This is a genomic window from Agromyces tropicus, assembly GCF_039531345.1.
GTDB lineage: Bacteria > Actinomycetota > Actinomycetes > Actinomycetales > Microbacteriaceae > Agromyces > Agromyces tropicus.
Window position 1 is genome coordinate 317776 of record NZ_BAAAPW010000004.1, and the last position, 23559, is coordinate 341334.

The following is a 23559-nucleotide window of genomic DNA, read 5'->3' on the forward strand; positions in this document are numbered from 1 at the left end:
CCGGCCGGGCGGTGGGCCAACGGCACCAGCGTAGTCGTTCACCGCCGGGCGTCGGCCTCGACGCGGCAGTGGCTAGCATTGGTGGCATCCCCGGAAGGAGCCCGACGCACGTGTCCGACCAGCAGTGGCATCCCCCCGCTCCCCCGGCGAGCCCCGGCGACGCGACGCCTCCGCCGCCGCCCCCGCCGAGCGCGCCCGTCCCACCGCCGCTGCCCCCGGGGTACGGCCAGGTCCCGCAGTACGGCCAGGCGCCGCAGTACGGGCCCGGGTACGGTCAGGTCCCGCAGTACGGGCCGCCGCCCGGCGCAGGCTGGACCCCGCCGCCCAAGCCGGGCCTGCTCCCGCTCCGGCCGATGGGCTTCGGCACGCTGCTCTGGGCGCCGTTCCGCACCCTCCGCCGCAACCCGGCGCCCGTGTTCGGCACCGGGCTCGTCGTCCAGCTCGTCTCGGCGATCGCGTCGACCGCCGTCTTCCTCCCCCTGTTCGTCACCGCGTTCGGGCGCGTCGAGTCGGCGGGCACCGCCGAGGACGCCGACGCCATCCTCGCGGGGGCCGTGGGGTGGACGCTCCTCCTGTCGATCGTGCCGCTCGCGATCGGCGTCGTCGCCGGCGCGTTCCTGCAGGGCGTCATGGTCGTCGAGGTGGCCACGGGCACCCTGGGCGAGAAGCTCGGCTTCGGCGCGCTCTGGAAGCGGGCCGCGAAGCGGATCGGGCCGCTCATCGGGTGGACGCTGCTCGTCGGCGTCATCGTGTTCGTCGTCGTCGCCGTCCTCATGGGCATCATCCTCCTCACGGCGCTCATCGCGCCCGACCCCCTGACCGTCATCGGGGCGATCCTCGTCGTCCTGCTGCTCCTGCTCGGGCTCGCCGTGCTCGGCGCCTGGCTCGGCACGAAGCTCGCCCTCGTCCCGAGCGTCATCGTGCTGGAACGTGCGGGCATCGGCCGGGCGGTGCGACGCTCGTGGGCGCTCACCACCGGGCACTTCTGGCGCACCTTCGGGCTCATCCTGCTCGTCGGCCTCATCGTGACCACGATCGCCCAGACCGTCGTGCAGGTGCCGACCTTCGGCGGCACGATCCTCGCGATGATCCTCGACCCGACGGTCGGGGCGACGTATGAGGCGGTCGTGGTCTCGTCGACGGTCATCGCCATGGTGCTCTCGGTGCTCGTCGGCGCGATCGTCGCCGTCGTCCAGGCCGCCCTCGTGGCCGTGATCTACATCGACCTGCGCATGCGCTCCGAGGGTCTCGACCTCGAGCTCGAGCGACACGTCGAGGCCCGCGAAGCGGGACTGCCCGTCACCGACCCGTACGAGCCGGTGCCGAGCGCGGCGACCCCCGGCGCCACCCCGACCGGCGGTCCGGCGCCCACGTGGACCTGATCGGCGCCCTGCGGCTCGCGCCGCCGCTCGACCCCGACGCCGAGGAGGCGCGGCGCTGGGTCGCCGACGAGCTCGCACGGCCCGAGTACCGGGCGGCGGAGCCAACCGCCTTCGACCTCGCGGCCCAGGCCGTGCGCGACTGGATCGCCGACCTCTTCTCCGGGGCGACGGGACTGCCCGGTCCGGCGCTCGCGCTCATCGCCGTCCTCGTGGTCGCCGGGCTCGTCGTGGTCGGCCTCATCGTCTTCGGCCTGCCACGGCTCCGACGGCGCGCCCGGGCCACGGTGCCCCTGTTCGACGACGGCGACGTGCGCGACGCGGCGACGCTCCGGCGGTCGGCGGAGCGGGCCGCGGCGGCCGGCGACTGGTCGCTCGCGATCGAGGAGCGGTTCCGCGCGCTCGCGCGCGACCTGCTCGAGCGCGAGCTCGTGCAGGTGCATCCGGGCACGACGGCGCACGGCGTCGGCCGCGCGGCATCCGCCCCGTTCCCCGACCACCGCGACCGCCTCGAGGCGGCGGCGGACGCGTTCGACGCCGTGCGGTACCTCGGGCGTCCGGGCGACGCGACCGCGTACGCCGCGGTGTCGGCGCTCGAGGCCGAGCTCGCGACGACCCGTCCCACGGCGGCGCCCGCCGGTGCCGGAGCACCGGCGTGACCGCGACGGCGACGCCCGCGGAGGCGGTGACGCCGCGCCTGCGGACCGCGCTGCGGCGCCGGCGCACGTGGATCGCGATCGTCCTGGTGCTGCTCGGCGGCGCGGCCCTGCTCGTGGTCCTGCAGGGCACGGTGCGCGCGCCGGGGGCACCGCTCGCGGCCGACAACGCGGCGCCCGTCGGTGCGCAGGCGCTCGCCCGGGTGCTCGCGGCGCAGGGCGTCGAGGTCGAGCAGGTCCGCTCCCTCGACGCGGCCCGCGACGCGGCGCGCGACGGTGCGACGGTCTTCCTCCACGACGACCTCGGCGTCCTGGATCGCGACGGCCTGCGCGGGCTCGCGGCGGATGCCGACCTCATCGTCGTCGCACGGCCCGACTTCGCCGCCCTCGAGGTGCTCGCACCGGGCGTGCGGCTGGCGGGCCTCGCCGACGGCGCCCCCGGCGCGGCATCCTGCGAGCTTCCCGCCGCCGAGCGGGCCGGCGCGCTCTCCGACGGCCAGCGGGCGCTCGCGGTCGACGACGATGCCGAGGCCGCCCGCTTCACGGGGTGCTTCCCCGCGGGCGACGCGTTCGCGGTCGTCTCGGGGACGTCGCCGCAGGGCGCCGACGTGGTGCTCGTCGGGGCGACGACCCCGTTCGCGAACGCCACGATCGACGAGGCCGGCAACGCCGCCCTCGCGATCGGCCTCCTCGGCTCCCGCGACCGGGTCGCGTGGTACCTCCCCGGCCCGGGCGACGCGGATGCCGCGGACGCGCCGACCCTCGGCGAGCTCATGCCGGGCTGGACGACCCCCGTCCTCGTGCTGCTCGTCGTCGTCACGGTCGTCGCCGGCATCTGGCGCGGGCGCCGGTTCGGCCCGCTCGTGGTCGAGGACCTGCCCGTCCACGTGCCCGCCTCGGAGACCGGGGAGGGACGCGCGCGCCTCTACGCCCGGGGCTCCGCACGGCTGCGCGCGCTCGACCAGCTCCGCATCGCCGCGATCCGCCGGCTCGCCGTCGCGCTCCGGCTGCCGCGCTCCGCCGACGTCGACGCGGTCGTCGCCGGCGTCGCGAACGCCACCGGCCGCGCGGCCGCGGACGTCCGCGCCCTGCTCGTGGACGAGGAGCCGCGCGGCGACGCGGACCTCGTCCGGCTCGCGAGGGCGGTGGACGACCTCGAGCGGGCCGTCCACGAGACGATGCTCCCCGACCCGGGGCTCGACACCACCGACCCGACAGGAAGGCGACCATGACCGACCCGATGCCCGACGACGCGCAGCTGCGCGCCGCACTGGACCGCGTGCGCACCGAGGTGGGCAAGGCGGTCGTCGGCCAGGACGGCGCCGTCACCGGCCTGATCATCGCGCTGCTGGCCGACGGCCACGTGCTCCTCGAGGGCGTGCCCGGCGTCGCGAAGACGCTGCTCGTGCGCACCCTCAGCCGCACCCTGCGGCTGGAGACCCGGCGAGTGCAGTTCACGCCCGACCTCATGCCGGGCGACGTGACCGGCTCGCTCGCCTACGATCCGCGCTCCGGGGAGTTCGCCTTCCGTGAGGGGCCGGTCTTCACGAACCTGCTCCTCGCGGACGAGATCAACCGCACACCCCCGAAGACGCAGTCGGCGCTGCTCGAGGCGATGGAGGAGCGCCAGGTCTCGGTCGACGGCGTCACCCGCCCGCTTCCGAATCCGTTCCTCGTCGCGGCGACGCAGAACCCGATCGAGTACGAGGGCACCTACGCGCTGCCCGAGGCGCAGCTCGACCGGTTCCTGCTGAAGCTCGTGCTCGACGTGCCGGAGCGCGACGCCGAGGTCGCGATGCTCCGCCGCCACGCCGACGGATTCGACCCGCACGACCTCGCGGCAGCGGGCGTCGAGCCCGTGCTCGGCTCGGCGGAACTGGCCGCCGCGCGTGCCGCCGCGCGCCGCGTCGGCGTCGCCGACGACGTGCTCGCGTACGTCGTCGACCTCGCCCGGGCGACGCGTCGCAGCCCGTCGATGCGCCTCGGGGTCAGCCCGCGCGCGGTGGCCGGGCTGCTCGCCGCCGCCAAGTCGTGGGCCTGGCTGACCGGGGTCGAGCGCGTCACGCCCGATCACGTGCAGGCGATGCTGCTGCCCGCTTGGCGCCACCGCGTCCAGCTGCGACCGGAGGCCGAGCTCGAGGGCGTCGCCGTCGACCAGGTGCTGCGCTCGATCGTGCAGCAGGTGCAGGTCCCGCTCTGACGATGGCGCTCACCGGACGGTTCAGCCTGCTCGTCGCCCTCGGCGTCGTGCCCGTGGTGCTGCTCGGCCGGGACCCGGGCACCGCCTGGGCGGTGCTGCTCGGTTGGCTCGCGCTCGCGCTCGTGCTCGGCGCCGCGGACCTCGCCGTCGCCGCCTCGCCCCGTCGGGTGGCGATCGAGCGCGAGCTGCCCCCGCGGCTGCGTCTCGGCGAGACCGTGCGCTCGGAGCTCGTGCTCCGCAACCTCGGCGGGCGGATGCTGCGCGCCGAGGTCCGCGACGGATGGCCTCCCTCGGCCGGCGTGCACGGTCGCAACCGGGTGCGCGCCGACGTGCCGGCCGGCGAGGGGCGGCGGCTCGTGCAGGCGCTCACGCCCACGAGGCGCGGCGACCGGACGACCGCCGCCGTGACGGTGCGCTCGCACGGGCCGCTCGGCCTGTGGGCCCGCCAGGCGACGCTCTCGGCGCCGGGACGGCTGCGCGTGCTGCCGCCGTTCCATGCACGCGCCCACCTGCCGTCGCGGTTGACCCGCCTGCGCGAGCTGGACGGCCGGACGCCGCTGCTCGTCCGCGGACAGGGCACCGAGTTCGATTCGCTCCGGGAGTACGTGCGCGGTGACGACGTGCGGTCGATCGACTGGCGCGCGACCGCCCGCCGCTCCGACCCCGAGTCCCCGGGCTCGGCGAAGCTCATGGTGCGCACGTGGCGGCCCGAGCGCGACCGGCGCATCGTGATCGTCGTCGACACCTCCCGGACGGCCGCCGCCCGGATCGGCGACGAGCCCCGCCTCGACACCGCGTTCGAGGCGGCCCTGCTGCTCGCCGCGCTCGCCAGCCACGCGGGCGACCGGGTCGACCTCCTGCTCTGGGACCGACGACTGCGAGGCCGGGTGCACGGCGCGACGGGCGCCGACCTGCTGTCGCGGATGGTCGACGCCATGGCGGGCGTCGACGCGGAGCTCATCGAGGCCGACTGGGCGGGCGTGCCGGCGCAGGTGCGGGCGGTGACGAGCCGGCGGGCGCTGGTCGTGCTGCTCACGGCCGCCGACGCGCCGGGCACCGCCCGCGGCCTGCTCGCGGTCCTGCCGCAGCTCACGGCACGGCATCGCGTCGTCGTGGCGTCGGTCGCCGATCCGGCGCTCGCCTCGGCGGCCGTGCGACGTGACGGCCTGGGCGAGGTCTACGCGGCGGCCGCCGCCGAGCGCGGCCGGCTCGACGCGGATCGGGTCGCCGCGGCCGTCCGCAGGCTCGGCGCCTCGACGGTCTCGGCCGGCCCGGCCGAGCTCCCGCCCGCGCTCGCCGACCGGTACCTCGAGCTCAAGGCGGCCGGAGAGCTCTGAGTCGCGACGTCCGCCGTCGCGCCGCCCCTGGGAGCGCGCCCCGGCGAGGGGCGCCGCCGCCCGACGGTCAGCCCGCGGAGGCGCGGCGGGCGCCGGCGTCGAACGTCGCCAGGTCGCCGGTCTCGCCGGCCCGGGCTGCGCGGCGGCCCAGGACGAGCATCGCGAAGAGCAGCAGCCCGAGGGCGAGTGCCCCGATGCCGATCTTGACCGGCCACGGCCACGGCGCCGGCGTGACGAAGCCCTCGATCACGCCCGCGAGGAACAGGAAGAACACGAGGCCGATGGCGACCGAGAAGAGCGAACGGGCGTCGGCGGCCACGGCCTCGCCGCGCGGACGCGGGCCCGGTGCGACCCACGCCCAGAAGATCCGCAGGCCGGCCGCCGCCGCGACGAACACGCACGTGAGTTCGAGCAGCCCGTGCGGCGCGATGTAGAGGAAGAAGGTGTCGGCCTCGTCGTACGAGATCATGACCGCCGCCGTGACCCCGAGGTTCTGCGCGTTCTGCAGCACGACCCACGGCACCCAGATCCCGGTGATGCCGAAGGCGACGCACTGCGCGGCGATCCACGCGTTGTTCGTCCACACCGCCCCGGCGAAGGAGGCGGCGGGATTCTCGGAGTAGTAGGCGACGAAGCCCTCCTCTGCGAGGCGCCGGAGTTCCTCGTCGCTGCCGAGGCCGGCGAGCACGCGGGGGTCGGCGAGCACCCATCCCGCGTAGAGCGCGGCGACGAGCACCGTCGCGACCGCGACGGCGAGCGTGAGCCAGCGGATCCGGTACAGCGCGGCCGGCAGTCCGATGAGCGCGAACCGCGACAGCTGCCGGAGCGGGTTCTCGGCGGTGCCGGTGAACCGCAGCCGGGCACGCGCCAGCGAGAGCGAGAGCCGCTCGCCGAGCGCCGTCGACCCCGCGGTCGCCTGCACGAGCGACAGGTCGGCCGCGGCCGACTGGTAGCGGTCGATGAGCTCATCGGCCTCGGCGCCGTCGGGCCGCGACCGCCGCGAGAGCGCGTCGAGCCGCTCCCAGTCGTCGTGGCGGGCGGTCGCGAGGGCGTCGAGGTCCATCTGCTTGAATACTAGCCATGCCCGCCGACGCCTCCGCCCGCCCCGGCGCGACCCGGGCCGTCGTGGTCGATGACGAGGCCGTGCTCACGGGTGAGGCGGTCGCCCTCGACCTCCGACCGGCCGGCGCCGTGATGCGGGCCGGCGGCGCCGCGATCGACGTCCTCGCGACGATCCTGGTGGGGCTGCTCGCACTCCTCGCGATCGCCGGGCTGGAGCTCGACGAGGCGGCGTTCCGCGCGGTCGGGCTCGCGCTGGTCGTGACCCTGATCGTCGTCCTGCCCACCGCGGTCGAGACCGCCTCGCGCGGGCGTTCGCTGGGCAAGCTCGCGCTCGGCATCCGGGTGGTGCGCGACGACGGCGGATCGATCGGCTTCCGGCACGCGCTCATCCGGGCCCTCACCGGCGTGCTCGAGATCTGGATGACGTTCGGCGGCCTCGCGGTCCTCGTCGGCTTCCTGAACCCCGACTCGAAGCGGCTGGGCGACCTGCTCGCGGGCACGCACGGCCAGGTCGAGCGGGTGAAGCCCTACGTGCCGCTGGCGTTCGGGGTCCCCGAGCCGCTCGCCGGCTGGGCCGCGATCGCCGACGTCGGGCGCATGCCCGACCCACTCGCGCGCCGGATCGCGAGCTTCCTCCGGAACGCGCCGCACCTCGCGCCGGCGAGCCGCGTGCGCGTGGCGGCCGGACTCGCGGCCGAGGCGGCGCCCTGGGTCTCCCCCGTGCCGCGAACCGACCCCGAGCTGTTCCTCGCGGCCGTGGCCGCACTGCGCCGGAGCCGCGACCTCACGGCGCTCGGACTCGTCGATGCGCGCATGGCCGCACTCGAGCCCGTCCTGGACGCGCGCCCGAACGGGTTCCCCGAGCGCTGACGCCGGTGGTGCCGGCGACGGGCGTCAGTACCGGTAGTGGTCCACCTTGTACGGCCCGTCGACGGGGACGCCGAGGTACGCCGCCTGCTCCGGCGTGAGCACGGTGAGCTCCACGCCGAGAGCGTCGAGATGGAGGCGCGCGACCTTCTCGTCGAGGTGCTTGGGCAGCACGTAGACGCCGACCGGGTAGGCCTCGGGGCGGGTCCACAGCTCGATCTGCGCGAGCACCTGGTTCGTGAACGAGTTCGACATCACGAACGACGGGTGCCCGGTGGCGTTGCCGAGGTTCATGAGCCGCCCCTCGGAGAGCACGAGGATGCTCCGCCCGTTGGGCAGGCGCCACTCGTGCACCTGCGGCTTGATCTCGACCCGCTCCGCGCCCTCGAGCGACTCGAGCGCGGCCATGTCGATCTCGTTGTCGAAGTGACCGACGTTCGCCACGATCGCGAGGTGCTTGAGCCCGAGCAGGTGCTCGAGGCGGACGACGTCCTTGTTGCCGGTCCCGGTGACGAGGAGGTCGACCTGGTCGATCACCGACTCGAGCCGCGCGACCTGGTAGCCGTCCATGGCGGCCTGCAGCGCGTTGATCGGGTCGATCTCGGAGACGATGACCCGGGCACCCTGCCCTCGGAGGGCCTCCGCCGCACCCTTGCCGACGTCGCCGTACCCGGCGACGAACGCGACCTTGCCGCCGATGAGGACGTCGGTCGCGCGGTTCAGGCCGTCGGGCAGCGAGTGCCTGATGCCGTACTTGTTGTCGAACTTCGACTTCGTGACCGAGTCGTTGACGTTGATGGCCGGGAAGCGCAGCTCGCCCTCGGCGTGCAGCTCGTAGAGGCGGTGGACGCCCGTGGTCGTCTCCTCGGTGACGCCCTGCAGGCCGTCGGCGATGCGGGTCCAGCGATCGGGGCTCCCCTCGAGCGAGCGACGGAGCGTGTCGAGCACGACGCGGTACTCGGCGCTCGCGTCATCCGTCGCCGCGGGCACCGACCCCGCCGCCTCGAACTCCCGGCCGCGATGCACGAGCAGCGTGGCGTCGCCGCCGTCGTCGAGGATCATGTTCGGACCGATCCAGTCGGCACCGGCCGCCTCGGCCTCCGCCGACCAGTCGAAGATGCGGTCGGTGCACCACCAGTACTCCTCGAGCGTCTCGCCCTTCCACGCGAACACGGGGACGCCGCTCGGCTCGTCGACGGTGCCCTCGGGGCCGACGACGACCGCCGCGGCCGCCTCGTCCTGCGTCGAGAAGATGTTGCAGCTCGCCCAGCGCACCTGGGCGCCGAGCGTCACGAGCGTCTCGATGAGCACCGCGGTCTGCACCGTCATGTGCAGGCTGCCCGCGATGCGGGCGCCCGAGAGCGGCTTCGACGCGCCGTACTCGGCCCGCAGCGCCATGAGGCCCGGCATCTCGTTCTCCGCGAGGCGGAGCTGGTGCCGGCCCGCCTCGGCGAGCGAGAGGTCGGCGACCTTGAAGGGCAGGGCGGATGTCGCGGAGGGCGTGACGAGGGTCATGGGCACCATTCTCGCACCCGCGGACCCGGGGGCGATCAGGCGCGGATGAGCGCCAGCACCTCGTCGCGGACGGCCGACATCGTGGCGACGTCCTCGCCCTCGACGTTGAGCCGCAGCAGGGGCTCCGTGTTCGAGGGGCGCACGTTGAACCACCAGAACGGCTCGTCCTCCGACGTGATGCCCGTGGCCGTCAGGCCGTCGAGCTCGTCGAACTCGACCCGCCCCGTGAACGCCTCGACGATCCGCGTGTACGCGGCCGCGACGTCGGCGACCGTCGAGTTGATCTCCCCCGACAGCGCGTACGGCGTGAAGCGCGCGGCGAGCGTCGAGAGGGGGGCGCCCTGCGACCCGAACTCCGCGAGCAGGTGCATCGCCGCGAGCATGCCGTTGTCGGCGCCCCAGAAGTCGCGGAAGTAGTAGTGGGCCGAGTGCTCGCCGCCGAAGACCGCCCCGGTCTCCTTCATGCGGTCCTTGATGAGCGAGTGCCCGACGCGCGTGCGCACCGCGACCGCGCCGACCGCCTCGATCGTCTCGGGGACGAACCGCGACGTGATGAGGTTGTGGATCACGGTCGGCTCGGCCTCGCCGCCCGCACGCACCCTCGCGATCTCGCGGAGGGCCACGATCGCCGCGACCGCGGACGGGTCGACGGCCTCGCCGCGCTCGTCCACCACGAAGCAGCGGTCGGCGTCGCCGTCGAACGCCAGGCCGAGGTCGGCGCCGTGCTCGAGCACCGCGCGCTGCAGGTCGACGAGGTTCGCCGGGTCCAGCGGGTTCGCCTCGTGGTTGGGGAAGCTGCCGTCGAGCTCGAAGTAGAGCGGGACGATGTCCAGCGGCATCGCCGGCAGGCCGGCCGCCTCGCCGAGGACGGCCGGGACCGTGAGGCCGCCCATGCCGTTGCCCGCGTCGACGACGACGCGGAGCGGGCGGATGCCGCCCAGGTCCACGAGCGAGCGCAGGTGGCGGGCGTAGTCGGCGAGGATGTCGGCGGCCCCGACGCGGCCGGGCTCGGCGACGGCCGTGAACCCCTGCTCGAGGTAGGTCGCGGCGCGGTCACGGATCGCCGCCAGCCCCGTGTCGAGCGAGATGCCCTGCGCGCCCGCCCGCGAGAACTTGATGCCGTTGTAGGCCGCCGGGTTGTGGCTCGCGGTGAACATCGCCGCGGGCGCGTCCATCGCGCCGGAGGCGTAGTACGTCTCGTCCGTCGAGCAGAGCCCGATCGCGACGACGTCGGCGCCGCGCGCCGTCGCCCCCCGCGCGAACGCCTCGGCGAAGCCCGGGGAGGAGTCCCGCATGTCGTGCCCGACGACGACGCGACCGTCGGCCGCGAGGACCTCGTCGACGAAGGCCGCGCCCAGCGCCTCGACGACATCGTCCGTGAGGACGTCGCCGACGATGCCGCGCACGTCGTACGCCTTGACGATCGTTTCGAGGCGCGCGGCAGCGCCCGGTCTCGCGGGGGGATTCATGCGGTGAACCCTACCTCACCGAGCGTGACGTGCCGGATGATCTGCCAGCCCCGCGGGGCGGACGTACGCTCGGCGTGGCGGGCGCAGAGATCGTAGGAGTGGGGTTCGCGCGTGAACGACAGGGGCCCCAGGACCGCGAGCGAGTCGGCGTAGTCGTACGTCAGGGTCGCGACCGCCTCGGCGGCGCATGCGGTGCGCGAACAACGTCTCATGGCGACCCCCAGCGTAGCGATCCGGACGGCCGGTACCATGGAGGCCATGCCACGTTCCCGTCGTGTCGCCGCGACGGCGGCCTCGCCCCGGCGCCTCGCCCGGGACCGCCACGGCCGTGGGATGCGCTCGCCCGTGACGGGTCCGCACCTGCCGCTGCTGCGCACCAGGATCGACGAGTTCGACCTGACGATCGCATCGACCGCCGCCTACCTGCGCGGCCTGTGGCCTGAGCTCGAGGGCGTGTCGATCCAGGTCGCGGACGCCCCGGCGGAGGCCGTGCACGACGACCACGTCGACCGGTGGAAGGTGTACCACGACGAGCGTCGCATCGTCTTCTTCCGGTTGCCGATCGTGCGGTTCCTGCGGACGCAGGAGGGCGAGGAGAAGGACGAGAAGCTGCTCGTCGAGAGCTGCGTCTTCCGCGCCGTGGCGGACTTCCTCGGGCGCGACCCGTGGGAGCTGGCGCCGGGTCGCTACCGCCACCTCTGAGGCCCGCCCGGAGCGGCCGCGCGTGATCGGCCGACGGCGCGACCCGCCGAACGGCGCCGGCGCTACTGGGGGAAGACCCGCACCGGCGCGTCGAGCGGACCGGGCGGCGGCACGGGCATCCAGGCCAGCGCGTCGTCGCCGCGGAACGTCACCGCCGCGTGGAGGCCGTCGACGCCGGCGAGGACGAGCCGGTCGCCGCCGCCGACCGGGACGGACGCCGCGCCGCCGGCCGGCACGACGACGCTCCGTTCGTCCGCGCCCGCCGACACGATCGCCTCGACGTCGACCTCGGTCGGGTTGGCCAGCTCGAGTGCCGCTCCGGGGCCCGGGGGGACCGCGACCGTCGCGCCGTCGAGCAGCGGCCCGGTCGCCGTCGTCCACGCGAGGTCGGCGACGATCGGGTCGTCGCCGGGGCCGAGCACGGTCGACCGGGCGGCCACCACCACGGGCGCGTCCGCGTCCACGAGGATCGTGTAGGTACCGGGGTCGAGCGTCCCGAGGGGGAGGTCGGTCGCCTGCCCCGGCGCGAGCTCGACCTCGACCTGGGCGGCCGGTGCGCCGTCCTCGTCGCGGACCTCGACCGAAGCGGATGCCTCGACGCCCTCCGGCGCGTAGATCCGGAGCGCCGGGTGGTCGTCGCCGTCGGCGTGGTCCTCGTCGGTCGCGACCCCGCGGCGATCGACGACCACGAAACCCGGCAGCACCTGCTGCGCGGCCGGGAGGGCCGTCGGCGTCGACAGCTCGAGCCCTGCGGGGTCGAGTCCGAGCACCACCGAGTGCTGCAGTGCGGCCGCGATGGGCGCGCCCGTGCTCGTGACGTGCACCACGGGGGTCCGGACGTTCGGGGCGAGTCCGGCGAGCGACACGACCCGCTGCGTCCCGGGTGCGACGACGATCCCGAGGCCGGCGGGCGCCTCCACGGGGCCCGTCTCGCCGATGACGCGGAGGTCCACGGTCGAGGCGACCTCTCCGGGATTGGCGAGCAGCACGAGCCCCGAGCGTCCCACGTCGGTCGCACCCGCGACGAGCCAGGAGTCCGACGCCGGTTCCGCGCAGTCCGCGGCGGCGAAGCCGCGGAGCGACTCCGTGTCCGCCGACTGTGACTGCGCCCCGGCGAGCATGCCCGACATGACCGCTCCGGGTTCCGCGGAGAGCGCCACCGGGCCGGCAGCGCCGGCGGCGTCGTCCGGCGCGGCGAGGTCGACCTGCGCGACCTCGGCGTCGGCGGGGTCGGCGGCGACCACGAGGTCCGGTTCGCCGATGGAGCGGGCGGCCGTGGCGGCTGCGGCGTCGTCCGCGAGCGAGAGCAGCGGACCCGGGCAGACCCGGAGCTGACGGCTCTCGGCCGGCTGCACGATCGTCGACGGCGGTGCGGCGGCCACGACCGGCAGCGGCAGCAGCGAGGCAGCGCCGACGAGCCCGGTCACGATCGCGGCGACGCCGACGACCGCGGCCGCGCGGCCGGTCGCTCGGAGCACCTCACGCGTCGTCGGCACGTCGATCTCCCTCCTCGTCCGGCTCGCCCGGGGACGTCGGCCGTGCGGCGGCCGACGCCGGCACCGGCTCGGCGGCGGCATCCTCGTCGGTGTCGTCCTCGGGGGGCGTCCCGGTCACGGCGTCGTCCTCGGCCGCGGACGACGCGGCCGCGGCATCCGGAACCGGGCGCGGCCGTCGTCGACGGCGCCGCGAGGGCGGCCGTCGGTCCGGCTCGCGTCCGCCGCCCGTCGGGATCGAGAGCAGCAGCGCCGCCCCCACGACGAGGAGCTGGCCCGCCACGATCCAGCCCGCGATCGGGCCGGGCTCCGGCAGCCGGGCGCCCGGGGCGTCCGCCTCCGCGTCGGTGAAGCGCCAGAGCGGGCCGAAGTCGGTCTCGCCGATCGCGGCCACCTGCGGGTTCCCGTCCAGCGCCGCGCGCGCCCGGGCCTCGACGGCGGCGGCACGGCCGTCCTCCGATCCCGGTCCGAGCAGCACGAACGAGAGGCCGAGGTCGTCGACCGCGGGAGCGGCGTCGAAGCCGCTCCGTGAGACGAGGTTCCCGGCGAGGGTCGCGATCTCCTCGGTGGTCGGGGTGAGCTCGCGCCGGGTCGAGGCGAGCGTGGACTGCTCGTCGAGCGTCGCGCCGCTCCCTCGTTCGATGGTGGCGCGGAGGCCGCCGTCGGCGGTGGGCTCGATGCGGAGGGTCCCGACCCGCGGATCGGTCGCAGCCTCGGCCTCGACGAAGGCCGGGAGCGTGCGTTCGGGGGCCGGGCCGACCGCCGTCTGCCCGAGGGCGAGCGCCGCGAGGGTGGGCGCGACGGCCACGATCCCGCCGGCGATCACGACCGTGGCGGCCGCGGCGGCGCCCCACCGCAGCGTGCTCAGCGCCACGACGGCCGCGGCGAGCAGGCCCAGCCACATCAGGCTGATCCCGGCTCCGGCCCAGACCGGGACGACGCGCTCGCCCGTGAAGGCGACGTGGACGAGGGTCGCCCCGACGGCCGTCGCGAACCCGAGGATCGCGAGCGCGAGCGCGAGCAGCCCGCCCCGGAGCCGACGGGAGCCGACCACGGAGATCGCGGCGAGCACGAGCGGCGCGATGAGGACCGCGAGCACGACGACCGGCGGGACGAACTCGGCGACGATCCCGCCGAGCGCCTCGTCCCAGCGGCCCCAGGTGCCCGATGCCTGTCCGAGGGCGACCTGCACCGGGGTGGGCTCCGCCGCACCGTGCGGCAGGCCCGGGTCCGCGAGGAGGGAGAGGGGTGCGCCGCGCTGCACCTGCTGCACGATGAGCGGGAGGAAGAGCGCGAGCGCCGGGAGCGGGATGCCTGCGAGCCGGACGGCGGCGCGCCCGCTGAGCGGCAGCGCGACCAGCCAGGCGACGACGAGCGCGGGCGCCGCGCTCGGTGCGCACGCGACGATGGCGGCGAACACGAGCGACGCCGCAGCGGCCGCCGCCCAGGACGTCGCCGCGGCGAACATGAGGACCGCGAGCCACGGGAGGAGGACGTGCACGATCACCGCGCCCGGGCGACCGGCGGCGAGCGCGTCGAGCAGTGGCGGGGCGAGCGCCCAGCCGAGCCCGCCGAGCACCCGCAGCGCGGCCCGTTCGGTGAGCCTGGCCGCAGCGAACCAGCCGCCGAGCCCCGAGAGCGGGATCGCGACCAGCCACAGCGCCAGCAGCGCGAACGACGGCGACCAGAACGCCCCGGTGCCGAGCACGGCGACGACGCCCGCGAACGGGTCGGCGGCGCCCTCGAAGCCCCCGCCGACGTCCCGCCACCCGGCGGCGGCGTTGCGCCAGAGCGTGCCGACGTCGTCGGAGAGCGGAAGCAGCCCTCCGCCCGCGACGCCGCCGGAGGCGACCAGCGGTGCGAAGACGACGACCGAGGCGGCGACCGTGGCGAGCAGCACCCAGCCTCCGCCCGTCTGGAGGAACATCAGGTCGTCGGCGCGACCGCGCGCGCGCTGGCGACGTGCCTCGGCGGCCTGCTGGCGGCGCACGCGCACCTCGTCCGGTCGCATCCGGAGCGGCGCGAGCGAGGACCACCGCGCCGTCCTGGTCCGCGCGATGACCCGTCGCGAGCGCACCACGCGCTGCGGGGTGACCATGACCTCCACCGCCGCGCGGAACTCCCCCGGGATCGCGCCGGGCGTCTTGGCGAGGAGGTGCCGCAGCGACCGCAGGACCGCGAGCGGCAGCAGGGTCAGCCAGTGCAGCGGGGCGAGGACGACCGGCGCGGCGACCAGGCGGCGGTGCAGGCGTTCCGTGCGGGATTCGCGTGCCCGGCGCCGCGCCGCCCGACCGCCGGGTTCGGAGCCGGGCCCGGCGATCCCCACGTCGCCGAACCGGATCCGTGCGGCGGGCACGGCGATGACGCGGTGGCCGGCGAGCCGGGCACGGATCCCCAGGTCGAGGCCGTCGTCGACGACCGGCAGTGCCGGGTCGAAGCCGTCCAGGTCCCGCCAGACGACGTGCCGCACGAGGAGCCCGGCCGAGTCGGCCCCGAGGACGTCGGACAGCTCGTCGTGCTGGCCCTGGTCGAGCTCGCCGTCGACCACGGCGACGCTGCGTCCCCAGCGGGTCACGGTGCGTCCGAATCGGACCATCCGTCGCGGGTCGTCCCAGTCCACCAGCTTCGGCGCGGCGACGACCGCGCTCCGGGCGTTCTCGAGCGCCGCCACGAGGGCCTCGAGCGCGTCGGGGTCCGGGGCGGCGTCCTCGGTCAGGAGCCAGAGCGCGTCGCGGTCCTCCGCCGGGTCCGGGAGGGTGCGGGCGACGAGCTCGACGGCCTCGCCGAACGGGAGCGCCTCGCCGAGCGAGACCACGTGCGCGGGTCGTTGCGCCTCGACGGTCCGCCGGGTGGCGTCGTCGACACCCATGAGCACGACCGCGAGGTCGTCGGGACGACGCGTCTGCTCGCGCAGCGCCTCGAGGGTCGTGCGGAGCCGGTCGCCGCCGTGCTGCACGACGACCACGGCGGTGACTCTGGGGAACATCGGGGACAGCCTAGGCGGCGGTCCCCGCGCGGTCCGTCAGCGCGGCGGGCGTGCCTCGAACGTGTCGGGGCGCACCCGCTGCGCGACGTCGATCAGCTGGCCTGACGCCGGAGCTTGCGCCGCTCGCGCTCCGAGAGGCCGCCCCAGATGCCGAAGCGCTCGTCGTTCGAGAGCGCGTACTCCAGGCATTCCGCGCGGACCTCGCAGCCCGTGCAGATGCGCTTGGCGTCTCGCGTCGAACCGCCCTTCTCCGGGAAGAACGCCTCCGGATCCGTCTGCGCGCACAGCGCGTCGCTCTGCCACGCCAGCTGGTTGTCGTCGTCTGCGACCCCGCGAACCCCAGGTACGCCGATCCTCACGGGGTCGACGAACCAATCCTCAGGTACCCCAGAACGATATTCAGGCTTGCCCATATCGTCTCCCACCCAGTTGTACCGACATCCCCGAGGGGTGTGTCTTGACCAATTACACCGGTGTAATTCGGTGGAAGTCAAGTCGCGAATCGTAAACCCTCCACCCCCTGTCGAGGCTTCAGGGCACGCGCGACACGCTGACGGCGTGTCCGAGTCGTGATCGCCCCGGTCAGTCTTCGGATGCCGCCTTCCGCGCGGACCACGCGCTGGCGACCATGTCGCCCAGGTCGTGGCGCATGCGCCAGTCGAGGTCGCGCGCCGCGAGCTCGCCCGAGGCGACGATCCGCGCGGGGTCTCCGGCCCGGCGCGGGGCGATCTCGGGTTCGAAGTCGATGCCCGTCACGCGGGCGACCTCGCGCATGATCTCGCCGACCGACACGCCGTCGCCCGAGCCGAGGTTGTAGACCGGCTCGATCGGCTCCCCGGCGTCGAGCCGCTTCGCGGCGGCGACGTGGGCGTCAGCCAGGTCGGCCACGTGGATGTAGTCCCTCACGCAGGTGCCGTCGGGCGTCGGATAGTCGTCGCCGTTGATGCGCGGGGTCCGTCCCTCGAGGAGGGCGTCGAACACCAGCGGGAAGAGGTTGTGCGGGCTCGGGTCGTAGACCTCGTCGGTGCCCGATCCCACGACGTTGAAGTACCGCAGCGAGGTGTGCCGCAGGTCGTGCGCGCGAGCCTGGTCGGCGAGCAGCCACTCGCCGATGAGCTTGGACTCGCCGTACGGCGACTCCGGGCGCTTGGGCGTGTCCTCCGTCACGAGGTCGACGTCGGGCGTGCCGTAGACGGCGGCACTCGACGAGAAGACGATGCGGTCGACGCCGCGGGCCTGCATCGCGCCGAGGAGCCGCGCCGTGCCGGTGACGTTCTGCTCGTAGGCGTGCAGCGGCCGCTGCACCGAGACGCCGGCGTACTTGAACCCGGCGAGGTGGACGACGCCTCGGACGTCGTGGGCCGCCATGGCGTCCTCCAGCAGCGCCCCGTCGAGGATCGAGCCCTGCACGAACGGCGCGCCCTCGGGCACGAAGGTCCGCCGACCCGACGAGAGGTCGTCGACGACGACCGTGTCGATGCCCTGCTCCCGGAACGCACGCACGACGTGCGCCCCGATGTAGCCCGCTCCCCCGGTGACCAGCCAGCTCATGTCCGCCTTCCGCCGCCGGCGTCTCCGGCGTCGTGACGATGCTAGCGGGCGGGGTCAGACGCGGCGCAGCGGAGCCCGCTCGACGTGACGGACGCGGTCGCGGATCTCCGGCCGGCCGTAGCCGTCGGAGTCCAGTCGGAGCAGCGTCGCGACGACGCCCCACACCGCGAGTCCCGCGAGGATCAGAAACACGATGATGTCCATGGCAGAAATTGTGCTCCTTGCAACATCCTGCCGACAGTGGCAGACTCGCCAGTGATCGGCACATTCCTGCCATGCGGTCGTCGCGGCCGCGCCACCGAGGAGGCTCCCGTGCTCCAGACCATCGCCTGCATCGCCGTCCCCCAGATGGCGCCGTTCGAGTTCGGCGTGATCTGCGAGGTGTTCGGCATCGACCGCTCGGAGCAGGGCGGGCCGACGTTCGACTTCCACGTCGTCGCCGCCGAGCCGGGGCCGATCTCGACGAAGCTGGGCTTCGACGTCGTCGTGCACGAGGGTCTCGAGGCCGCCGAGACCGCCGACCTGGTCGCCGTGCCCGCCTCGCTCATCGACGAGCCGGCGCACCCCGAGGTGCTGCGCGTCATCCGCGAGGCGGTCGACCGCGGCGCCTGGGTCCTGAGCGTCTGCTCGGGCGCCTTCACGCTCGCGCGCGCCGGCGTCCTCGACGGACGCCGGGCGACGACGCACTGGATGTACACCGACCGGCTCGCCGAGATGTTCCCGGAGACCGAGGTCGACCCCGACGTCCTGTTCGTGCAGGACGGCAAGGTCGTCACCGGCGCGGGCACGGCCGCCGGCATCGACGCGGCCCTGCACATCGTGCGCACCGAGCTGGGCGCGAGCGCGGCGAACATCGTCGCCCGGCGCATGGTCGTGCCGCCGCAGCGCGACGGCGGCCAGTCGCAGTTCATCCGCACGCCCGTCGTCGAGTGCCGCAGCGACTCGCTCGCCGAGGTGACCGACTGGATGCTCGAGCACCTCGACGAGGACCTCACGGTCGACCGACTCGCCCGCAAGGCGCTCATGTCGCCGCGCACGTTCGCGCGCAGGTTCCGCTCCGAGACCGGCACCACGCCGAACGCCTGGCTGAACCGCCAGCGCCTCCTCCGGGCGCAGGAACTCCTCGAGGAGACCGACCTGACGCTCGAGGAGATCGCCCGCGAGACCGGCTTCGGCGCGGCCGCCGTCATGCGGCACCACTTCGTGAAGGTGCTGCAGACGACGCCGACGCAGTACCGCCGGGTGTTCGGGCCCCGTCAGGTCGGCTGACGTCTCGGCCGTCGCCGCGGCATCCGCCCGCCCGCGCCTCGGCGGACCGAGCGTCAGAGGAAGTGCCGGCCCCAGCGGGTGCGGAGCAGGAGCAGGCCCGTCGCGATCGGGACGCCGAGGGCGAACGCGAAGATCACGATGCCCGGCGCGCCGAGCACGTGACCGGCCGCGATGAAGAAGGCGTGGAACAGGATCACCGGCATCGCGAGCCCGGCGAGCCGCGTCGCCGAGCGGGCGAGCCCGGTGGGGAACCGATCCTGGACGCCCTCGAACACCAGGATCAGGCCGCACGAGATGGCCGCGCTGACGACGACGCTCACGATCGGCGCCCCGAAGTCGGCCGCCTTCATGTCGACGGGCGGCACGATCCCAGAGATCGTGAGCGCGAGCCCTCCGACCACGAGCGCGGCGCCGATCGGCAGGGGCGCGGCCACGCGGTCGCGGATCCGGCGCAGGCCGTCGCCCGCGCTGACGAAGACGAGCGCGGCGAGCGCCACGCCCGCCGACCAGGGCACCCACCGCACCCACTCGGGCTGCACGTACGCGACGGCGAGGACGAGGGCGCCGACGACCGGCGGGACCCAGACTGCGATCGCCGAGAGCGCCCGCATCGCGATCGCGGCCACGAACAGCGCCGTCACGAACCAGAAGGCCGCGTACTGCCCGCCGATCCGGGCGCCGCCGAGCAGGAGCGCCGTGGGGTCCGGCAGCTGCATGGTGCCGACGACCGCCGTGAACGCGGCCCACGCCGCGGTCACCACGACCAGCCACAGCGCGTAGGGCACGAGCAGGGACCGCGCCCGCCGGCGCACCTCGTCGCCGAGCGTGCGGCCCTCGCGCCACAGGTAGCCGCTCAGGACGAAGAACACGGGCACGTGCCAGCTGTAGATCGCCGCGTGGGTCAGCCCGCCGGCCCAGATGTGGGCGAAGACCACCGCGACCACGCCGACGACCCGGAGCGCATCGATCCCTGCGGATCGGGTCGCGACAGGCGCAACGGAGCGGGTGGGGGCGGGCTGCATCGCGGTATTGTCGCACGCCTCGCCCGGATGCCGCCCGAATGCGCTGCGTGACGATTCCGCGCGTCGACCCGCTGGCCCCGCGCCGGGCGCCCCGCGCTCAGGGCACGGTGGGCGGCACCGTCGCGATCCACGCGATGCCGCCACCCGTCACGGCGAGCTCCCGCTCGTCGGGCGACGCGAACGCGGCGCCGCCCCGTTCGAGCGCGATGGCGCCGTGGCGGCCGGCGAGCTCGACGCCCTCCCCCTCTGCGAGCACGACCGCGGGGCCCGACAGGGGCAGGCGGACCTCCGGCGACGCCCCCTCGACCCGCAGGAGGGTGAAGTCGGGCACGGGGGGCCGGTACTCCAGCACGCCCGGTGCGACCTCGACGGCTGCGAGCAGCGGCGGCTCGATGGGCGCGAAGTCGAGGACTTCGAGCAGCTCGGGGATGTCGATGTGCTTGGGCGTCAGACCGCCGCGGAGGACGTTGTCGCTCGCGGCCATGAGCTCGATGCCGAGGCCGGACAGGTAGGCGTGGACGTTGCCGGCGTCGAGGAACAGCGCCTCGCCGCGACGCAGCGTGACCCGGTTGAGCAGGAGCGAGATCACGATGCCCGGATCGCCCGGGTACTCGGCCGCGAGGTCCAGCACGGTGCGGAACGACGCCGCGTACGGCGACGCCAGCGCGATCTCCGACCCCGCGAGCGCGGTCGTCCGCTCGATGAGCCACGCCGCCTCCCCGGAGTCGCCGCCTCGACCGTCCTGGAGCAGCCAGGCCACGGCCTCGCGGAGCGGATCGGGTCCCTCGATGCGGGAGCCCAGCAGGTCGAGCGCGCCGGGCTGCGGGTCGTCATCGGCGGCATCCGCCTCGCGAAGCACCCCGAGGACGGCACGCACCTCCTCGAGGTCCCGGAAGCCCGACAGCGCCTCGAACGTGTCGCTGACGGCGACGATCAGCTCGGGCTTGGCGTACGGGTCCCGGTAGTTCCGGTCGAACGCGTCGATCGGGACGCCCTCGGCCTCCTCGCGCGCGAAGCCGATGCGCGCCTGGTCCGGGGTCGGATGGGCCTGGAGCGACAGCGGCCGCGCCGCGGCGAGCACCTTCAGCAGGAACGGCAGGCGCGCGCCCTCGCGCGCGTGCTCGGGCCCGAGGGCCAGCCCCGGGTTCGCGGCGATGAGGCCGGCGAGGTCGTCGGCGCCGGCCGCGTCCGGATCGACGACCTCCGCCGGCGAGCCCGCGTGGGCCCCGAGCCAGAGCTCCGCCTCCGGGCTCCCCGAGGGCTCCACGCCCAGGAACTCCGCGATCGCGGTGTGGGATCCCCACGCATAGTCTCGAGGGTGGTTGCGGATCGCGACAAACATGCCGGGCGGTGTCCTTTCGGGGTTTGGCGGCAGACTACCAACGGCTGCGGTCGCGGCCGGGCGGCGACCTAGGCTCGGCACATCCGCCCGACGAAGAGGAGCAGACATGTCCTTCGAGCCGCTCGCGAGCGACTTCTACTCGTACGAGTCCCTGCTGACCGCCCGCGAGAAGGAGGCGCTCGCCGAGATCCGTTCGTGGCTCGAGCGCGAGGTCCGACCCATCGTCAACGGATACTGGGAGCGGGCGGAGTTCCCCGTCGAGGTCGTGAAGCCGCTCGCCGACCTCGGCGTGCTGTCGTACGCCTGGGACGAGACGGCGCCCTTCGAGAACTCCGCCGTCTTCCGCGGGTTCGTGGCCCTCGAGCTCGCCCGCGTCGACGCCTCGGTGTGCACGTTCGTCGGGGTGCAGAACGGCCTTGCGACGGGGTCGATCGCGATCGGCGGATCGGACGAGCAGCGCCGCGAGTGGATCCCGAAGCTCGCCTCCGGCGAGGTGGTGGGGGCGTTCGGGCTCACCGAGCCGCTGTCCGGCTCCGACTCCGCGCGCGGGCTCCGCACGACCGCGCGTCGCGAGGGCGACGAGTGGGTGCTCAACGGCCAGAAGCGGTGGATCGGCAACGCGACCTGGTCGGACATCACGATCATCTGGGCCAAGGACGAGGACGACGGACAGGTCAAGGGCTTCATCGTCCCGACCTCGACGCCCGGCTACGAGGCGACGAAGATCGAGGGCAAGGTCAGCCTGCGGATCGTGCAGAACGCCGACATCACGCTCACCGACGTCCGCGTCCCCGAGTCGCTGCGGCTGCAGAACGCCACGTCGTTCCGCGACACCGCCGCGGTCCTCCGGCAGACCCGCGCCGAGGTCGCCTGGTCGGCCGTCGGCACGGCGATCGGCGCCTACGAGGCCGCCGTCCGCTACGCGAAGGAGCGCGACCAGTTCGGCAAGCCGATCGCGTCGCACCAGCTCATCCAGGACCTCCTCGTGAAGTGCCTCGGCAACATCACCGCCTCGCTCGGCATGGTCGTCCGCGTGTCGCAGATGCTCGACGCGGGCGAGCAGCGCGACGAGCACTCGGCGCTCGCGAAGGCCTTCGCGACCTCCGCGATGCGCGAGACCGTCGCCTGGGCGCGCGAGGCATGCGGCGGGAACGGCATCGTGCTCGACTACGAGGTCGGCCGCTTCTTCGCCGACGCCGAGGCCCTCTACTCGTACGAGGGCACGCGCGAGATGAACACGCTCATCGTCGGCCGCGCGATCACCGGGCAGGCCGCGTTCGTCTGAGGCACACCACGATGACGGATGCCGCGGCGCGCCGGGTGCGCCGCGGCATCCGTCGTCCCGGCGAGCCCGTTCAGCTGCGGCCGAGGCCGCGGTAGGCGAACCCGGCCGCGCGCCACGACGCGGGGTCGAGCACGTTCCGGGCGTCGATCACGCGCGGCGTCGCCATCAGCCCGGCGACGCGCTCCGGGTCGAGGTCGCGGTACTCGCGCCACTCCGTGACGAGCACCGCGAGCTCGGCGTCGCGGAGCGCCTCCTCCGCGGACGTCGTGTAATCGAGCTGCGGGTGCCGCAGGCGCGCGTTGCCGATGCCCTCGGGATCGGTCGCGCGGACGCGCGCGCCGAGGCCGTGCAGGCGCGCGGCGACGTCGAGCGCGGGCGAGTCGCGCGTGTCGTCCGAGTCGGGCTTGAACGTCAGCCCGAGGACCGCGATCCGGCGCTCGAAGACCGAGCCGCCGAGCAGCTCGACGGCAAGGTCGACCGCGCGCTCGCGCCGACGCAGGTTGATCGCGTCGACCTGGCGCAGGAACGCCACCGACTCGGCGCGGCCGAGCTCCTCGGCCCGTGCGGTGAACGCCCGGATGTCCTTCGGCAGGCAGCCGCCGCCGAACCCGATGCCGGCGTTGAGGAACCGGCGGCCGATGCGGGCGTCGTGCCCGATCGCGTCGGCCAGCGTCGTGACGTCGGCCCCGGTCGCCTCGGCGATCTCGGCCATCGCGTTGATGAAGCTGATCTTGGTCGCGAGGAACGCGTTCGCCGCCGTCTTCACGAGCTCGGCGGTCGCGTAGTCGGTCACGATGCGCGGGATCCCCGTCGCGAGCACGTCGACGTAGACCTCGTCGAGCAGGGCGGCGTCGTCGGCGTCGGCCACCCCGTACACGAGCCGGTCGGGCGTCAGCGTGTCGGCGACCGCGAAGCCCTCGCGGAGGAACTCCGGGTTCCAGGCGAGCGCCGCACGCGAGCCGGCCGTGCGCAACCGGTCCACGAGCCCGCCCGCCGTGCCCACGGGCACCGTGCTCTTGCCGACGATCAGCGAGTCGGGCGCGACCACCCGGGCGAGCGCGTCGACGGCGCCGTGCACGTAGCGCAGGTCGGCGCCGTCCGAATTCGGCAGCTGCGGCGTGCCGACCGCCAGGAAGTGCACGCGCGCCCCGGCCGCGTCGGCGAGGTCCGTCGAGAACCGGAGGCGGCCGGAGCCGATGCCCTCGGAGAGCAGCTCGGGCAGTCCCGGCTCGAAGAACGGCGCGACGCCGGCGGACAGCTTCTCGACCTTCGCGGCATCCGTGTCGATGCCGACGACGTCGTGGCCGAGCCTCGCCATCGCGGCCGCATGGACCGCTCCCAGGTACCCGCAGCCGATGACGGAGATCTTCACGTCGCTCCTCTCGCTCCCCGCACATTCTCACGCACGGCCGGGGCCACCGGGG

The 23559-nt window shown here is 74.6% G+C and carries 21 protein-coding genes; 9 read left to right on the forward strand and 12 right to left on the reverse strand.

Features of this window, described 5'->3' with window-relative positions; translation table 11 throughout:
• Positions 1 to 110 precede the first annotated feature (110 nt).
• From ABD230_RS13920 to ABD230_RS13940, 5 genes are read left to right on the forward strand one after another with little or no spacing between them, the layout of a single operon-like run.
• Positions 111 to 1382, forward strand: coding sequence for a DUF7847 domain-containing protein (locus ABD230_RS13920; RefSeq protein WP_344375464.1), 1272 nt, complete (start codon positions 111 to 113; stop codon positions 1380 to 1382).
• Positions 1373 to 2038, forward strand: coding sequence for a DUF4129 domain-containing protein (locus ABD230_RS13925; protein ID WP_344375468.1), 666 nt, complete (start codon positions 1373 to 1375; stop codon positions 2036 to 2038). Before ABD230_RS13920 ends, ABD230_RS13925 begins: the two co-directional genes overlap by 10 nt.
• Positions 2035 to 3267 carry a DUF4350 domain-containing protein gene (locus ABD230_RS13930; RefSeq protein WP_344375480.1) on the forward strand — a complete coding sequence of 411 codons (1233 nt, stop codon included), beginning with the start codon at positions 2035 to 2037 and terminating at the stop codon, positions 3265 to 3267. The genes ABD230_RS13925 and ABD230_RS13930 overlap by 4 nt, the downstream gene beginning before the upstream one ends.
• Before the next feature lie 8 nt (positions 3268 to 3275).
• Positions 3276 to 4235: an AAA family ATPase gene (locus tag ABD230_RS13935; RefSeq protein ID WP_344375714.1), complete on the forward strand. Its 960-nt coding sequence runs from the start codon at positions 3276 to 3278 to the stop codon at positions 4233 to 4235.
• Between the two features lie 2 nt (positions 4236 to 4237).
• The gene (locus ABD230_RS13940) at positions 4238 to 5572 is read left to right on the forward strand and encodes a DUF58 domain-containing protein (RefSeq protein WP_344375485.1); all 1335 of its coding nucleotides are present in this window, start codon (positions 4238 to 4240) and stop codon (positions 5570 to 5572) included.
• A 67-nt stretch (positions 5573 to 5639) separates the two neighbouring features.
• Here ABD230_RS13940 and ABD230_RS13945 read toward each other — a convergent pair whose 3' ends face one another.
• Positions 5640 to 6635, reverse strand: a complete 996-nt coding sequence (locus tag ABD230_RS13945; RefSeq protein WP_344375488.1) for a stage II sporulation protein M — start codon at positions 6633 to 6635, stop codon at positions 5640 to 5642.
• 17 nt (positions 6636 to 6652) lie between these two features.
• Between ABD230_RS13945 and ABD230_RS13950 the strand changes: the two genes are divergently transcribed.
• Complete coding sequence (locus ABD230_RS13950) at positions 6653 to 7504, forward strand: RDD family protein (protein WP_344375490.1); 852 nt, start codon at positions 6653 to 6655, stop codon at positions 7502 to 7504.
• A 24-nt stretch (positions 7505 to 7528) separates the two neighbouring features.
• Here ABD230_RS13950 and ahcY read toward each other — a convergent pair whose 3' ends face one another.
• From ahcY to ABD230_RS13965, 3 genes are read right to left on the reverse strand one after another with little or no spacing between them, the layout of a single operon-like run.
• Positions 7529 to 9016 carry an adenosylhomocysteinase gene (ahcY, locus tag ABD230_RS13955; protein WP_344375493.1) on the reverse strand — a complete coding sequence of 496 codons (1488 nt, stop codon included), beginning with the start codon at positions 9014 to 9016 and terminating at the stop codon, positions 7529 to 7531.
• A gap of 35 nt (positions 9017 to 9051) precedes the next feature.
• Entirely contained in the window at positions 9052 to 10485 is a 1434-nt protein-coding gene (locus tag ABD230_RS13960) for a phosphomannomutase/phosphoglucomutase (RefSeq protein ID WP_344375496.1), read from the reverse strand.
• Complete coding sequence (locus tag ABD230_RS13965) at positions 10482 to 10697, reverse strand: DUF3499 family protein (RefSeq protein WP_344375500.1); 216 nt, start codon at positions 10695 to 10697, stop codon at positions 10482 to 10484. Before ABD230_RS13965 ends, ABD230_RS13960 begins: the two co-directional genes overlap by 4 nt.
• Before the next feature lie 46 nt (positions 10698 to 10743).
• Between ABD230_RS13965 and ABD230_RS13970 the strand changes: the two genes are divergently transcribed.
• A complete protein-coding gene (locus ABD230_RS13970; RefSeq protein WP_344375502.1) occupies positions 10744 to 11187 on the forward strand; it encodes a hypothetical protein in 444 nt (147 codons plus the stop codon).
• A gap of 62 nt (positions 11188 to 11249) precedes the next feature.
• Here ABD230_RS13970 and ABD230_RS13975 read toward each other — a convergent pair whose 3' ends face one another.
• From ABD230_RS13975 to ABD230_RS13995, 5 genes are all read right to left on the reverse strand, one after another.
• Positions 11250 to 12683: a DUF5719 family protein gene (locus ABD230_RS13975; RefSeq protein WP_344375505.1), complete on the reverse strand. Its 1434-nt coding sequence runs from the start codon at positions 12681 to 12683 to the stop codon at positions 11250 to 11252.
• Complete coding sequence (locus ABD230_RS13980; protein ID WP_344375508.1) at positions 12667 to 15666, reverse strand: glycosyltransferase family 2 protein; 3000 nt, start codon at positions 15664 to 15666, stop codon at positions 12667 to 12669. Before ABD230_RS13980 ends, ABD230_RS13975 begins: the two co-directional genes overlap by 17 nt.
• 92 nt (positions 15667 to 15758) lie before the next feature.
• Positions 15759 to 16079 carry a WhiB family transcriptional regulator gene (locus tag ABD230_RS13985; RefSeq protein WP_344375512.1) on the reverse strand — a complete coding sequence of 107 codons (321 nt, stop codon included), beginning with the start codon at positions 16077 to 16079 and terminating at the stop codon, positions 15759 to 15761.
• A gap of 169 nt (positions 16080 to 16248) precedes the next feature.
• Positions 16249 to 17217, reverse strand: a complete 969-nt coding sequence (gene galE / locus ABD230_RS13990; protein ID WP_344375517.1) for a UDP-glucose 4-epimerase GalE — start codon at positions 17215 to 17217, stop codon at positions 16249 to 16251.
• A 54-nt stretch (positions 17218 to 17271) separates the two neighbouring features.
• Positions 17272 to 17421, reverse strand: a complete 150-nt coding sequence (locus tag ABD230_RS13995) for a hypothetical protein (RefSeq protein ID WP_344375519.1) — start codon at positions 17419 to 17421, stop codon at positions 17272 to 17274.
• 108 nt (positions 17422 to 17529) lie between these two features.
• On the opposite strand from ABD230_RS13995, the gene ABD230_RS14000 reads away from it, so the two are divergent.
• Complete coding sequence (locus tag ABD230_RS14000) at positions 17530 to 18486, forward strand: GlxA family transcriptional regulator (protein ID WP_344375522.1); 957 nt, start codon at positions 17530 to 17532, stop codon at positions 18484 to 18486.
• Between the two features lie 53 nt (positions 18487 to 18539).
• On the opposite strand, the gene ABD230_RS14005 is transcribed toward ABD230_RS14000, so the two are convergent.
• Together ABD230_RS14005 and manA are read right to left on the reverse strand one after the other, a co-directional pair.
• On the reverse strand, positions 18540 to 19508 hold the full coding sequence (locus tag ABD230_RS14005; RefSeq protein WP_344375526.1) for an acyltransferase family protein: 969 nt from the start codon (positions 19506 to 19508) through the stop codon (positions 18540 to 18542).
• Positions 19509 to 19605: 97 nt separating this feature from the next.
• Complete coding sequence (gene manA / locus ABD230_RS14010; RefSeq protein WP_344375528.1) at positions 19606 to 20850, reverse strand: mannose-6-phosphate isomerase, class I; 1245 nt, start codon at positions 20848 to 20850, stop codon at positions 19606 to 19608.
• 106 nt (positions 20851 to 20956) lie between these two features.
• On the opposite strand from manA, the gene ABD230_RS14015 reads away from it, so the two are divergent.
• A complete protein-coding gene (locus ABD230_RS14015) occupies positions 20957 to 22135 on the forward strand; it encodes an acyl-CoA dehydrogenase family protein (RefSeq protein WP_344375531.1) in 1179 nt (392 codons plus the stop codon).
• A 70-nt stretch (positions 22136 to 22205) separates the two neighbouring features.
• Here ABD230_RS14015 and ABD230_RS14020 read toward each other — a convergent pair whose 3' ends face one another.
• A complete protein-coding gene (locus ABD230_RS14020; RefSeq protein WP_344375534.1) occupies positions 22206 to 23507 on the reverse strand; it encodes a UDP-glucose dehydrogenase family protein in 1302 nt (433 codons plus the stop codon).
• Between the last annotated feature and the right edge of the window lie 52 nt (positions 23508 to 23559).

Bases quoted from the DNA above. Each gene is read 5' to 3' on its own strand.
- ABD230_RS13935 (WP_344375714.1), top strand. From the start codon at position 3,276: ATGCCCGACGACGCGCAGCTGCGCGCCGCACTGGACCGCGTGCGCACC.
- ABD230_RS13940 (WP_344375485.1), top strand. From the start codon at position 4,238: ATGGCGCTCACCGGACGGTTCAGCCTGCTCGTCGCCCTCGGCGTCGTG.
- ABD230_RS13945 (WP_344375488.1), bottom strand. From the start codon at position 6,635: ATGGACCTCGACGCCCTCGCGACCGCCCGCCACGACGACTGGGAGCGG.
- ABD230_RS13950 (WP_344375490.1), top strand. From the start codon at position 6,653: ATGCCCGCCGACGCCTCCGCCCGCCCCGGCGCGACCCGGGCCGTCGTG.
- ahcY (WP_344375493.1), bottom strand. From the start codon at position 9,016: ATGACCCTCGTCACGCCCTCCGCGACATCCGCCCTGCCCTTCAAGGTC.
- ABD230_RS13960 (WP_344375496.1), bottom strand. From the start codon at position 10,485: ATGAATCCCCCCGCGAGACCGGGCGCTGCCGCGCGCCTCGAAACGATC.
- ABD230_RS13965 (WP_344375500.1), bottom strand. From the start codon at position 10,697: ATGAGACGTTGTTCGCGCACCGCATGCGCCGCCGAGGCGGTCGCGACC.
- ABD230_RS13970 (WP_344375502.1), top strand. From the start codon at position 10,744: ATGCCACGTTCCCGTCGTGTCGCCGCGACGGCGGCCTCGCCCCGGCGC.
- ABD230_RS13980 (WP_344375508.1), bottom strand. From the start codon at position 15,666: ATGTTCCCCAGAGTCACCGCCGTGGTCGTCGTGCAGCACGGCGGCGAC.
- ABD230_RS13985 (WP_344375512.1), bottom strand. From the start codon at position 16,079: ATGGGCAAGCCTGAATATCGTTCTGGGGTACCTGAGGATTGGTTCGTC.
- galE (WP_344375517.1), bottom strand. From the start codon at position 17,217: ATGAGCTGGCTGGTCACCGGGGGAGCGGGCTACATCGGGGCGCACGTC.
- ABD230_RS13995 (WP_344375519.1), bottom strand. From the start codon at position 17,421: ATGGACATCATCGTGTTTCTGATCCTCGCGGGACTCGCGGTGTGGGGC.
- ABD230_RS14005 (WP_344375526.1), bottom strand. From the start codon at position 19,508: ATGCAGCCCGCCCCCACCCGCTCCGTTGCGCCTGTCGCGACCCGATCC.
- manA (WP_344375528.1), bottom strand. From the start codon at position 20,850: ATGTTTGTCGCGATCCGCAACCACCCTCGAGACTATGCGTGGGGATCC.
- ABD230_RS14015 (WP_344375531.1), top strand. From the start codon at position 20,957: ATGTCCTTCGAGCCGCTCGCGAGCGACTTCTACTCGTACGAGTCCCTG.